This is a genomic window from Thiocapsa sp. (genome assembly GCF_011390875.1).
In the GTDB taxonomy this organism is placed as follows: Bacteria; Pseudomonadota; Gammaproteobacteria; order Chromatiales; family Chromatiaceae; genus Thiocapsa.
The window spans coordinates 17,146-29,875 of the sequence record NZ_JAABRP010000047.1; the positions used below are offsets into that span (position 1 = coordinate 17,146).

Genomic DNA, 12,730 nt, shown 5'->3' on the forward strand with positions numbered 1-12,730 from the left:
CTTCCCTTTTCATCGGGGTGCGGCGGATCCGCCGGGCAACAGTTCCCCGGTGATCGATATTCAAGTGCGCGAGGCATCGATATTCAAGCGCGAGGCGATGTCACGTGTCGGCAAGAAGTGGAGCACCGCATCCACCTCAATCGCCGTGTCGTGGTCGGTAGCTGTCCGGGATCAGGATGGTCGGAGTGCGCTGGGTGGCGTCCTTGTCCGGAAAATCCAGGGTGTAATGCAGCCCCCGACTCTCGCGCCGGCGCAGCGCCGATTGGATGATCAGGTCCGCGACCTCGAGCAGGTTGCGCAGCTCGATCAGGTCGTTGCTGACCCGGAACTTGCTGTAGTACTCGATGACCTCCTGTTGGAGCAGGTCCGCACGCCGTTTGGCGCGGCGCAGGCGTTTGTTGGTGCGCACGATACCGACATAGTCCCACATGAAGCGACGCAGCTCGTCCCAGTTGTGTGTGACCACCACCTCTTCGTCCGGCTCGGTGACCCGGCTCTCGTCCCAGGGCTGCACCTCGGGTGGATGCGGGATCTCGTTCATCAGGCGTGCGATGTCGTTGGCCGCTAGCTCGGAGTACACCAGACACTCCAGAAGGGAGTTGCTGGCCATCCGGTTTGCCCCGTGCAGACCGGTGTAGGCGGTCTCACCGCTCGCATAGAGGCCCGGCAGATCGGTGCGGGCTCGGTTATCGACCATCACCCCGCCGCACGTGTAATGCGCCGCCGGGACGACCGGGATGGGGTCCGTCGTGATGTCGATTCCCAGCTCCAGGCAGCGTTGGTAAATGGTCGGGAAATGCTCGATCACGAAGGCGGCCGGCCGGTGCGAGATGTCGAGATAAACGCAAGCGGTACCGAGTCGTTTCATCTCGTGGTCGATGGCGCGTGCCACGATGTCGCGCGGGGCGAGCTCGGCACGCGGATCGAACCGGGGCATGAAACGTTCGCCGTCGGGCAGCAAAAGACGCGCGCCTTCCCCGCGCAGTGCCTCGGTGATCAGAAAGGAGCGCGCCGCGGGGTGATAGAGGCAGGTCGGATGAAACTGCATGAACTCCATGTTCGCCACCCGACAGCCGGCTCGCCAGGCCATCGCGATGCCGTCGCCGGTTGAGACATCCGGGTTGCTGGTGTAGAGATAGACCTTGTTCGCTCCCCCGGTCGCCAAGACGACAAAACGTGCGAGGTGGACTTCCACCTGTCCGGTGCCCAAGTCCAGGATGTAGGCGCCTAGACAGCGGTGGTCTTTCTTGTCGGGGCGATGCTTGGAGGTAATGAGGTCGACGGCGATGTGCTGCTCGAACAGGGTCACGCGCGGCTTCATGCGCACCTGCGCCTCGAGCGTCGTCGCCACGGCACGGCCCGTTGCGTCGGCGGCGTGGATGACTCGGCGATGGGTGTGACCGCCTTCGCGGGTGAGGTGATAGCCGCCTGTCGATGCGCTTGCCTCGTCGCGTGTAAACTCAACGCCCTGATCAAGTAGCCAGCGGATATTGTCCGGCCCACGCTCCACGATGTACTTGACCACGCGACTGTCGCAAATCCCCGCGCCGGCCTTCAGGGTGTCCTGCACGTGCGATTCGATCGAGTCCGTAGCGTCCAGCACGGCCGAAATGCCGCCTTGGGCATAGAGCGTGCTGCCTTCCCGGAGCTCGCGCTTGGAGATCACGGCGACCGAAAGGTCCTCGTGCAGGCGCAGTGCGAGACTGAGTCCGGCGGCACCGCTGCCGAGGATCAGGACGTCGTGGCGGTAAGGCGTGGCTGGCATGGTCGGAACCTTCGTAAAGGGATCGGACAGGCGTTGAGGTCGGACGGGCCGAGGTTCGGCGTCGTGGCGACCCTCGATCCCCATTGTGATCGGGTTGCGTTTGGGTGATCGGCGCGGTTCGCCGTAAACTCGCCCATTTCACGGGCGGGATCAAGGTTTGTTGCTTTATTTAGGGGGCCTCGGCCGCAATTGAGGGGGCTCACGAACTTCCGAATCGGGGAACTGTCCATGCCAACGGAATTGCTGGTCTGCAGCGCTAGGGCTCGTATCCATGTCTGAGCGCACCGCCGATCAGGAGCTTGTGGCGCGTGCCCAGAACGGAGACAAGCGCGCATTCGACCTGCTGGTGTTGAAATATCAGCAAAAGGTGGCGAACCTGATCTCTCGATATATCCGCGATCCAAGCGAGGTGATGGACGTCAGTCAGGATGCCTTCCTGAAGGCCTACCGTGCGCTTCCTGCGTTTCGCGGCGAGAGCGCCTTCTACACCTGGCTTTATCGCATTGCGGTGAACACGGTGAAGAATCACCTGGTGGCGCAGGGACGTCGTCCCCCGGGGGACGACGTCGAGGCCGAAGTTGCCGAGCAGATGGACATGGGCGTTCGCCTTCGCGATTCGGGGACGCCCGAGCGCCTTGCGTTGACCGAGGAGATCGCGCAAACCGTCCAGCGCGCGCTCGACGACCTGCCCGACGATCTGCGCACGGCCATCGTGCTGCGTGAGCTCGAGGGCATGAGCTACGAGGAGATCGCGACTGCCATGGCGTGCCCGATCGGCACCGTGCGCTCGCGAATCTTCCGCGCCCGCGATGCAATCGACAAGCGGTTGAGGCCTCTCCTCGAACCATGACGGCTCCAACGCGTCAAATCAGAAGCGTGAGCGTTTGCGCCACACGAGGCCCGGTCCGCTACCGGCATGCTCGCCGGGACCGCGAAGTCGAGATCCCGATGCGACGACGGCCATCCTAAATGACATGAATTCTCAGCCCAGGCATGAAGCAATGAGCGACGAGCTACGACAACGCATTTCCGACCTTCAGGACGGCGAGCTCGATCCCGCCGGCACCGCGCGACTAGTCGATGTCATAGCGGGCGACCCGGACCTGCGGGGCACCTGGGAGCGCTACCACGCGATCGGTCTGGCGATTCGGGGCGAGTCCGTTCACGCATCGCATCGACGTGTTGCCGATGTGGTTCGCGAGCGCATCGCGCACGAGCCGACGGTTTTGGCCCCGCGCCGCCGCGGTGAGGCGAAGCGGCCGACGACCAAGAGGCCGATTGCAGCCATGGCGCTTGCGGCGGCGGCCGCTTTTTTCGCGGTTTTCGTGGCCCCTGGCCTGTTCGAGGGCGTGAGCTCGCTTCCGAGTGTTCCCGCGACGGCGCCGACCTTTGCGGCGCAACCCGAGGCCGTCGTGATCCCGGCGAAGCGTTGGGATTTGGAGCACCCCGAGTTGGCCAACAAGCTCGATCTTTTCCTCGTTACCCACCAAGAGACCGCCCCGACGACCGGGGCCAAGGGCATGCTGCCTTATGCGACCTTTGTCGGTTATGAAGCGGGTCGTTGAATCATGGCTCCCGGCCCGGCTGGGCATGTTCCTCGTGCTCTCGCTCGTGGTTCAAGCGAGCCTCTCGGATGACGTGATCCAGCGGGCGAGTGATCTGCTTCAGCGCATGGCCGACGCGCTGAGGTCTCTCAATTACGAGGGGACCCTGGTTTACTCCCACGAGAACCGGCTCGAATCCCTTCACCTGGTCCACCGCTACGAGGAGGGGCAGGTACAAGAGCGGTTGCTTTCCCTTAACGGTCCGGTGCGGGCCGTGACCCGCGAACCCGATCGGGTCATGTGCGTGCTGCCCGACGGGCATCCGATCTCGGTCAAACGTCCATCCGGCGCAGGCGGGCTTCTGAATACCGACGGAATCTTCCCGGAGCAGCTCGGCGATCACTATCGCATCGAGATCCAGGGTGCCGCGCGTGTCGCCGGTCGTGATACCGAGGTGGTCGGTATCATCCCGCGCGATGACCTGAGGTACGGGTATCGGTTCTATGTCGATCAGGAGACCTTCCTTCCGCTGAAGTCGGACCTGATCGACAGCAACGGTGTGTCGCTGGAGCAGTTGATGTTTACCGCCATCACGGTCGACACGGATGCCCCGGCCGTGCCTGCTCGGGTCGAGGCAGCCGGTCTGCGGGGCGCTCCTGCGGCCCGGGTCGAAGGCCGCTGGCGCTTCGACGAGCCTCCGCCCGGCTTTCAGCTGGTGAGTCAGGGCGTGATGGACCATCCGAGCGGCGCGGCGGTCGAGCACTTCCTCTTCACCGATCGGCTCTCGGCCTACTCGATCTACATCGAGGACGACACCCGCGACGGACTGCGAGGATCGACGCATATCGGTGCCGTGAATGCGGCCGGGCGGCAGGTCGACGGTTACCAGATCACCGCCGTGGGGGAGGTGCCGTCGGAGACCGTCGAAGCGGCCGTGCTCAGTGCACGACGCGTCGAGAAACCGTCGGACTAAACCGCGTCTCCGCCAAAGGCTGTGCATGCACCAAACTTTGAACTCACTCGAAAATTCAGCATCTCGCTCTGGACGCGGTTTAACACGCCGATGATCGAAGAATCTGGTGTCGTCGTCTCGATCGAGGGCCAATATGCCGTGGTTCAGATCGAGCGACGCTCGGTCTGCGGCGGTTGCGCGGCAAATGGCGCCTGCGGCACGTCCCTGATCGAGCGTTTTTTCGGGCGCGGCTCGATGCAGGTTCAAGCGCTGAATCAGGCTCAGGCATCGGTCGGCGAGAGGGTGATGCTCGCGATCTCCGAGCGGGGTCTCCTCTCGGCGTCTTTTGCAGTCTATTTTGTACCCTTGGTCGGTCTGCTCGGCGGTGCGCTTGCGGGAGATGCCCTGCTTGCAGGGGTGGCCGACGGCGCCTGGACCGACGCGGCGGCGTTTGTCGGTGCCGCGCTCGGCTTCGTTCTGGCGTTGTTCTGGCTACGCGGCTACAGTGCGCGACCATGGAGGCGTCCGGATCAGCAAGCTGTGGTGTCTCGGATCGAACGGGGCCTGCCGGTAGAGATCGTTTCGGGGCCCTGATCCGGATCGACACCGACGACACCGGGCGACGCGAGCGCTCCGCGAAACCAAACGCAGGGCCGGTCCGGTCCGGCGCTCGAGCGTGTTCAGGCACCCTCCAACCCTTTCCCGTCACGTACGGCACCGCCGCGATCGAGGCGGCCAGCCGATCGAATCCATTTATCCCGGAGCAGCCATGCGTTCCATTCCAACCTTCTCCTTCGCCCTCGCGGCATTGGTCTGCGGCGCGCTCATGCCCGGTCTTGCGGCCAGCCGCATGCTTCCCGACTTCGTGGATCTGGTCGCCGACAATGCCCCCTCGGTCGTGAACATCAGCACCAAACAGGCGCCGGTGACGGTTGAGCAGTTGCCGGAGTTTACCGTTCCCGACCTCCCGGAAGAGAGCCCCTTGCAGGATTTCTTTCGGCATTTCTTCGGCGAGGACGGCGAGCTGCCGAATGATAGCCTTCCGTCGCGCTCGCTCGGATCGGGATTCATCGTCACAACCGACGGATTCGTGCTGACCAACGCCCATGTCGTGGAGGGAGCCGAAGAAATCATCGTGCGCACCAGCGATCGGCGCGAATTCGTGGCTGCACTGGTCGGTACGGATAAGCGCAGCGACATCGCGCTGCTGAAGATCGAGGGCGAGGGACTTCCGGCGGTCAGGATAGGTGCCTCTCAGGATCTCAAAGTCGGCGAGTGGGTGCTGGCGATCGGCTCACCCTTCGGGTTCGAGTCATCGGCTACCGCAGGCATCGTCAGCGCCAAGGGTCGCAGCTTACCCACCGAGAACTACATCCCCTTTATCCAGACCGATGTCGCCATCAATCCGGGCAACTCGGGCGGGCCCTTGTTCAACCTCGAGGGGGAGGTGATCGGGGTGAACAGCCAGATCTACAGCCGCACGGGCGGCTTCATGGGACTCTCGTTCGCCATCCCGATCGATGTCGTGATGGACGTCGTGGATCAGTTGCAGACCAAAGGCCGGGTGAGTCGCGGTTGGCTCGGTGTGCTGATTCAGGACGTGACCCGCGAGCTGGCGGAGAGCTTCGGCATGAAGCAGCCCCGCGGCGCACTGGTGGCTCAGATCCTTCCCGGGAGTCCCGCCGAGGCGGCGAAGGTCCGTCCCGGCGATATCATCGTCACCTACAACGGACGCGACATCCTGACCTCGAGCGCATTGCCTCCCATGGTCGGGATTACGACGGTCGGCGATCGGGTCGCGCTGCAAGTGCTCAGAGGCGGCGAGCTCGTCGATCTCGAGGTCGAGATCGGCGAGCTGCCCGAAGAAGAGCAGCTCGCCGCCCGGCCGAGCGAGCCGGAGAAGGCGTCTGCAAATCGGATCGGTCTCTTCGTGAGCGAGATCACGCCCGAGCAGCGCGAGCAGTTGTCCGTCACCGGCGGCGGTGTGCTGGTGGACGGGGTCGAGCGCGGACCCGCGGAGCAGGCGGGGCTGACCCCTGGCGACGTGATCCTAATGCTCGACAACCAGCCTGTGCAGGATTTGGCGGGCTTCAACAGCATCCTCGATGCGATCCCGTCCGGTCGGTCCGTTGCGGTGTTGGTTCAGCGTGGCGACGGGCGCATGTTTCACGCAATTCGGGTGCCTTGATGGCACCCGGCCGCCGACCGGTAGAGGTGCGGCGGCCCCTTGCGCGAATGCGACCCATCAACGCCCTCGCCCCGGCTTGGCGATGAGCGTATAGACGAGCACAAACCCGGTTGCGGTCCGCTGCACGACGATCGGCGGTTCCTGTTTCGAGGATCCCGTGCACTATTGTTCAGGACCGAGCTCCGGCGCGGGTTCGGGCTCGATTGCCGGTCCGAGCAAGATCGCGATCGGCCGCGTATGTGGGCTCGCGTCCAACGCGATAATCAGGGCGGCCGTGAGCGGCACCGCCAGGAACATCCCAACCGTGCCGAACAACCATCCCCAAAACAACAAGGCGATGAACACCGCCAGCGTCGAGATGCCCAGCCCTTTGCCCATGATCCGGGGCTCCAGGACGTTGCCGATGACCGTATTGATGAACAGATAACCGACCGCCACCCAGATGGCGGTCGACACATCCACCTGCACGAGGGCGAGCAGAACCGCCGGGATCATCATCACGATGTTGCCGACAACGGGGATGAAGTTCAGGAAGAAGGCCAGCACCGCCCAGAGTACGGCAAAGTCGATGCCGAGAAACCACAGCCAGAGCCACACGCATACGGCCGTACCGAGACTCGTGAGGCTCTTGATCAGCATGTAACGCTTGATCGAGTCCAACAGGCGTTTCAGACGCGCATTGCCTGCCTCGGTCATCTGGAAGGCGACCTTCAGCTTGGCGGGCAGCGTATTCGCCTCGAGCAGGATGAAGGTGACGGCAAGCAGCACCAAGAGTCCCGTGGCGAAGAAACCACTGGCGTTGGACAAGAGATACCGCACGGCGACCGCAACCTTGTTGGGATCCATGAGATCAGGAATGGCCTCGCGCGATCCGCCGACCCCGACGCCTTCCATCCAGCCCCCGAGTTGATCGCTCAGCAGCATGAAGCGCTCCTGATAGGTCGGCAGGCTATCCCTGAATCCCTCCAGCGCGCCCGTGGTGACCAGAGCCAAGAGGCTGCCGACGTCGAGCAGCACGAAGATGATGACCGCCAGCGCGCCCCACTTCGGCACGCCGCGCCGCCGCATCCACTTCAGCGCCGGGGTGGCGATGATGGCAATGAACACGGCCAGCAGGAGCGGAACGAGGATGGGCGCCGAGATCTTCATGAGGCCGATCACGAGCGCGAAGGCGCCCGCGACGAGGAGGCCGCGCGCAGGTGGACTGAAACCGCTCAGTGCGTTGGTCATATCGTCGGATTCTCCGGTGAATCGCTTTGGTCGATTACTTCTTGAGCGAGGCCCGAACGGTTCAGGGCTTAGGGTTGTTTGTTGCCCTTTTCGGCGCGGCAATCGTACCCCAGCTTCCCGCGAGTCGCATCTTCAGGTTGACGCAGTCAAGGTCGATCCTATGGACGGATGATGGCATCCGGTCCCGCAGGGTCCATAATCACCTTGCGGGAAGACAACATCATGACAACAGACGAGGAGCGCATCAAAAAGCGATGAGTATCATTAAGGCAGCACTGACAGCCGGTATTGCGAGCCTGGTCCTGACCGGGCCGACATTCGCAGTGGACATGGGCGACATGATGAATCCATCCAAATGGATGGGCGGCAACAAGGACCGCCGCGGGGAGGGTGATTATCCACCGCCGCAGGGCTATCCCCAAGGCTATTACCCCCAGGGCGCACCCGGTTACGGTGGTGCGCCGGGATACGGCGCGGCACCGGGCTACGGAGCCCCGCAGCCGGGGTATGGCGGCGCACCCGGCCAAGGTTACGGGCCCCCTCCCGGTTACACGGATCCGCAAATGGGCGGTACTCCGATGCAACAGATGCCCTCGCAGGGATACGGCGGTGCGCCGGGTTACGGACAAGCACCCGGGTATGGCGCAGGCAACGCGGAAGGCTATCCGCCCGCTCCCGCCTACGGCCAGGGTTACGCGCCCGGTTACGGCCAAGGCTATGACCAGGGCTACGCCCCGCCCCCCGGCGTCGGGCAGGGTTACGGACCGGGCTACGGGCAGGGTTATGGCCCCGATTACGGACCCGGCTACGGACCCGGCGAGGAGGATCGCGGGGGAAGCGGCATGAACCCGATGAAGATGATGCCCAACCCGATGCAGATGTTTGACGGCAACAAAAACTAAACCGCGCCCAGCGCGGTATGCAATGTTTTCGGATGGGATCGACCCCGGCAGACTTAACAACCGTTGGAGTCGGCGCGGTTTAGGTTATTGAAAATATGTTATTTTTAACCGCGTCCCCGCTAAAGGCTGTGGATACGCCAAACGTCGAACTCACCCGGAAATGAGCATCTCGCTCTGAGCACGGCTTAGGCCCGACCGGGCGGCCTTGGGCCGCCCGGGCTCGACGGTCGGGATCCGAGTCATGCGCGTTCAGCGTAGTAACCGACTACGAGATCCTCAGCGGCCTGCGTCACCGGGACGCCCGACGCCAACGGGACTCTTTTTCCTGTGTTCAAACCCCGCCGAGCCATTTCCCGATCATAAAGCTGCCGGCGGCGACGCTTGCGCAGAGTGCGATGCCCCAGAGCGTATCCACGATCACGACCTTGATGGGCCAGTCCGGGAGCGTGGCCATGTTGGTCAGCTCGTAGGTGATGTAGGTGAAGAAGCCGAAGAGTGCGCCATTGAGAACGGCGCGGCCGAGGGAGTCCTGCGCGAGCGCGGGTACCACCGCAAAATAGAGGATGCCCGCGATATAGATGAGGTAGAAGCTCAATGCCGCCGGCCAGTTCACCGTCGGGCTCAGGACATGGGCGAGGTTGTCGCGATAGAACGTCTTTGCGACGACACCCAACCAGAGCAGATCGATGGCGAAGAAGACCGGGACGGTCAGAAGATAGAGCTTTGCGAAAAAGAGGGCTTGCATGGTGGATCCTCTGCTGATCGATAGTCCGGCCGATGCGCGTTGCCATCTGATTTTGGCACACGGGGCAGGGCAGGGCGGCGATTCCCCTTTCATGAACGCGGTTGCACATGCCTTGGCCGCCGCCGGGCTGCGCGTCGTGCGTTTCTCGTTTCCCTATATGGTGCGAAGCGAGATCGAGGGAAGAAGGCGCCCTCCCGACCGTGAGCCGATTCTGATCGAGACCTGGCTTCGGGTCATCGCCGAGCAGCGTGGCGCCCATGGTGCGGGGAAACGCCTGCTGATCGGCGGCAAGTCGATGGGCGGGCGCATCGCCAGTTTGATTGCGGACGAGGCCGGCGTCGATGGCCTGGTCTGTCTGGGATATCCCTTTCATCCGCCGGGTCGGCCGGAGCGCACGCGTGTCGCGCATCTGTCCGCGCTGCGCACGCCGACGCTGATCTGCCAAGGCGAGCGCGACCCCTTCGGGAACCGGGCGGAGGTCGCACGCTATGATTTGAGTCCGTCGATCGAGATCGTCTGGATTGCGGATGGGGAGCACAGCTTCAAGCCGCGTCGGGTGTCCGGGCTCACGCCCGAGCAGAATTTGGGCATGGCGGCAGATGCAGTCGTGTCGTTCGCGGCGCGACTGGCATAGCCTTCGGTGTCGCGCGTCTGGATCCGGGATTATCCCGTCAGCGCAGCAAAGACCGCCGGCAGCCGCTCGGGCAGTCTCTCGACATGGTCGACGATGGAGTACTGATTCTCGCCGAAGATCCGGGCGACATAGCGGTCGGCCTGCGGATCAAGCGTCAGACAGTAACTGTGGATGCCCTGCATGCGCAGCTCCTCGACCGCCTTCTTGGTGTCGTGGCGCAGGTACTGCGGATCGCGCTCGTCGATGTCTGCTGGCTCGCCATCGGTGATGACCAGCACCAGACGCTTCTGGGCGGGTTGGCGGGTGAGGTGCCAGCCGGCATGGCGAAGTGCCGCGCCCATGCGGGTCGAGAGTCCTCCCTTCATGCCGGCCATGCGTGACTTGGCGTTGTCGTCGTAGGACTGATCGAAGTCCTTGAAGCGGAAGTACTGGACGTCGTGCCGGCCGTCGGAGGCGAAGCCATGCACGGCGAAGCGGTCGCCGATGCCGTCGATCGCCCAGGCCAGCAGCCCGGTGGCCTCGCGGGTGAGGCTGAGGATGCTCGGCGCCTCGTCGTACCCGGGATCGTCCTTCTTGACCCCGACCTTTTCGTTGGTCGATTCCGACAGGTCCATGAGCACCACGATGGCGAGATCCCGGACATGGCGCGTGATGCGGATGTTGATCCGCGGATCCGGCATGGTGCCGCGGCGCACGTCGATCATGGCCCGCACGGCGGCGTTCAAATCCAGCTCCTCGCCTTCCTCGTAGCCGCGCCGGCGTACGATGCCCTGCGGCTGGAGTGCGTCGATCAGACGGCGGATGCGGCTCGCAACCGGCTTGTACTTGACGAGGATCTCGTCCATGAGCGCCGGGTCGCCGCGGCCCTGACGACGCTCGATGACGGTCGCCCAGTCCGGGCGGAAGAGTTGGACCTGATAGTCCCACTCTTGATAGTGGTAGGGGTCCGAGACGGGCTCCTTGCCCTCCATCGCGTTGAAGGAGATGCCCTCGTCTTCGTAGGGGAAGAACTCGGTGGCGCAGACCCAGATCTCCTGCGCGTCGTCGCCGGCGGTCTCGACATCGACCTCGTTGGCCATCTCGATGGCCGAGACGTACTTGCGCACCTGTTGCTGCGAGGCGGGTAGATAGTCGACGCCGCGGCTCAGGAAGAGGTTTTCGCCGCAGTCCCAGACATAGCGATTGTCGTCGCGGTAGGGGATCGGCCAGCTCTCCAGGATACGCAGGTTGGGCAGCGCGACGGTCTTGATCGCTCGGTTGTAGAAGGTGACGCCCGCGTCCCAACTGATGCGGTTGTCGTGCGGACGCTCGGCCAGCGCCGCGCGAAAGGCGAGGGCGGTGTCGTCGATCAGCGGGAGTCCGTCGACATAATCTGGATCCAGTAGGGTGCGCGCCTGGCGGAGCATCAGATCCATCATCGGATGCAGGTCGACGGCGTCGTCCATCGGCCCGAGTTGGGCGGTGAAGAAGGACAGCCAGAGCTTCTTGAGCCCGGGAAAATCGCGGATCGCCAGCGCCTCGACACGCGCATCCTCGAACATCTCGATCAGCTTCATCTGCGCCGGCATGAGCTGTTCGGCGCTGATGGCGCTGGTGCCGTAGACCATGTGGGCCGCGCAATGGGCGGCGGCGGCGCGGTAGGTCTCGATCCCGGAAATGCCGCGATAGGCGTCGAAGGCATCCGGCAAATGGATCTGGAAGTCTTCGATGAAGGGGCGCAGACCTTGACGCGACTCGTAGTCGCCCGAGGTCGGGCGCATGAAGAACGACCGGGCCCAGAGCGCACGCAGGTAGAAATTGAGCTTGCGTTGATTGTCGACGAGCAGGGTCCCGCGCCGCTCCTTTTGCAGGACGGCTCGCGAAGACTCCGTCTGAAGCCCGAAATAGGCCATCTGCCCGTCGAGATCGCGGGCATGGGCCTGAGCGCCCCAGAGCGCCCAGCGGCGCAGACCGCCGAGTGTCAGTTTGGAGAGCAGTTCGTCCATGTTCTCCATCATCGGGCGCAGGCCACGCGGCGACTTTCCCGACAACTGATGCAGTAGGTTGAGATACCCGCGCAGCACCTCCGCGTCGCCCAAACGGCTCGCGGCCAGCGGCATGCTGGACATGATCAGCGCCACCACCGTCCCGGAGGTGTGTGATGCCAGCTTCATCAGCGCGCTCACCACCTCGGGGATGATGTCCTCGCCCACCTCCTTGGCGACCCGCGGCATCTCCTGGACATAGGTCAGGACTAGATCGGCGCCTTTGTTGAGGCCGCACATCGCCTTGATGCCTGTCAGGTAATGCTCAAGCCCGCGCGGCGACATGACGCGCGCGGCTTCGTGGTAGCTCGCTTCCAACGCCTGGGTATGCGGGTGATCCGCGTCGGCCTTGAGGCAGGAGAGGTATTCGGAGAAGTCGATGCTCATGGCGCTATCCCGGATCGAAGGTTGTCACACCCGGTGACGGGCTATCATTGCTGGTACTAATTTGGTACTAATCGTTACTAAATTAGTAGTTCGTGCGAAGGATGCGTCGCTCCATGAAGATCCCGATGTCGCCACCGGATACGGACGCCCTGTTGCTGTCCATCGTCGAAACAGGCGGCAGCGCGCACCTTGCCAAACTGCTTCGCAATCCCTCGGGACCCGCCCCGGACGGGCGCTATCTGCACTGGGACGAGTTGCGGCGCCGCCAGCCGCCCCCCGATCTCGGTACCGAGGACTGGTGGTTTTCGATCAAGGCCGCGCGACGCCTCCTGTATAAAAACACCCTATTCATGGACAAG

11 protein-coding genes and 1 pseudogene are annotated in these 12,730 nt (G+C 63.6%); 8 read left to right on the top strand and 4 right to left on the bottom strand.

Annotated features, from left to right (window positions below):
* Positions 1 to 136: 136 nt before the first annotated feature.
* Entirely contained in the window at positions 137 to 1,765 is a 1,629-nt protein-coding gene (nadB, locus tag GPT33_RS05610; protein ID WP_296806340.1) for an L-aspartate oxidase, read from the bottom strand.
* Between the two features lie 271 nt (positions 1,766 to 2,036).
* Between nadB and rpoE the strand changes: the two genes are divergently transcribed.
* From rpoE to GPT33_RS05635, 5 genes are all read left to right on the top strand, one after another.
* A complete protein-coding gene (gene rpoE, locus GPT33_RS05615; protein ID WP_296806341.1) occupies positions 2,037 to 2,615 on the top strand; it encodes an RNA polymerase sigma factor RpoE in 579 nt (192 codons plus the stop codon).
* A 151-nt stretch (positions 2,616 to 2,766) separates the two neighbouring features.
* Positions 2,767 to 3,330: a sigma-E factor negative regulatory protein gene (locus tag GPT33_RS05620; protein WP_296806342.1), complete on the top strand. Its 564-nt coding sequence runs from the start codon at positions 2,767 to 2,769 to the stop codon at positions 3,328 to 3,330.
* Complete coding sequence (locus tag GPT33_RS05625) at positions 3,314 to 4,282, top strand: MucB/RseB C-terminal domain-containing protein (RefSeq protein WP_296806343.1); 969 nt, start codon at positions 3,314 to 3,316, stop codon at positions 4,280 to 4,282. Before GPT33_RS05620 ends, GPT33_RS05625 begins: the two co-directional genes overlap by 17 nt.
* A 90-nt stretch (positions 4,283 to 4,372) precedes the next feature.
* On the top strand, positions 4,373 to 4,855 hold the full coding sequence (locus GPT33_RS05630) for a SoxR reducing system RseC family protein (RefSeq protein ID WP_296806344.1): 483 nt from the start codon (positions 4,373 to 4,375) through the stop codon (positions 4,853 to 4,855).
* A gap of 175 nt (positions 4,856 to 5,030) precedes the next feature.
* Complete coding sequence (locus GPT33_RS05635) at positions 5,031 to 6,449, top strand: DegQ family serine endoprotease (RefSeq protein ID WP_296806345.1); 1,419 nt, start codon at positions 5,031 to 5,033, stop codon at positions 6,447 to 6,449.
* Between the two features lie 162 nt (positions 6,450 to 6,611).
* Here GPT33_RS05635 and GPT33_RS05640 read toward each other — a convergent pair whose 3' ends face one another.
* Entirely contained in the window at positions 6,612 to 7,679 is a 1,068-nt protein-coding gene (locus tag GPT33_RS05640; RefSeq protein WP_296806346.1) for an AI-2E family transporter, read from the bottom strand.
* 254 nt (positions 7,680 to 7,933) lie between these two features.
* On the opposite strand from GPT33_RS05640, the gene GPT33_RS05645 reads away from it, so the two are divergent.
* Entirely contained in the window at positions 7,934 to 8,581 is a 648-nt protein-coding gene (locus GPT33_RS05645; protein WP_296806347.1) for a hypothetical protein, read from the top strand.
* A gap of 331 nt (positions 8,582 to 8,912) precedes the next feature.
* Here GPT33_RS05645 and GPT33_RS05650 read toward each other — a convergent pair whose 3' ends face one another.
* Positions 8,913 to 9,326, bottom strand: a complete 414-nt coding sequence (locus GPT33_RS05650) for a DUF2177 family protein (RefSeq protein WP_296806348.1) — start codon at positions 9,324 to 9,326, stop codon at positions 8,913 to 8,915.
* Here GPT33_RS05650 and GPT33_RS05655 point away from each other — a divergent pair.
* Entirely contained in the window at positions 9,325 to 9,960 is a 636-nt protein-coding gene (locus tag GPT33_RS05655) for an alpha/beta fold hydrolase (protein WP_296806349.1), read from the top strand. The two genes, GPT33_RS05650 and GPT33_RS05655, sit on opposite strands and share 2 nt — an antisense overlap.
* Positions 9,961 to 9,989: 29 nt before the next feature.
* Here the strand turns inward: GPT33_RS05655 and GPT33_RS05660 are convergent, their stop codons facing one another.
* Positions 9,990 to 12,371 carry a nitric oxide reductase activation protein NorD gene (locus tag GPT33_RS05660; protein ID WP_296806350.1) on the bottom strand — a complete coding sequence of 794 codons (2,382 nt, stop codon included), beginning with the start codon at positions 12,369 to 12,371 and terminating at the stop codon, positions 9,990 to 9,992.
* A 113-nt stretch (positions 12,372 to 12,484) separates the two neighbouring features.
* Between GPT33_RS05660 and GPT33_RS05665 the strand changes: the two are divergent.
* Positions 12,485 to 12,730, top strand: a pseudogene (locus tag GPT33_RS05665) (Fic family protein); the annotation flags it as partial.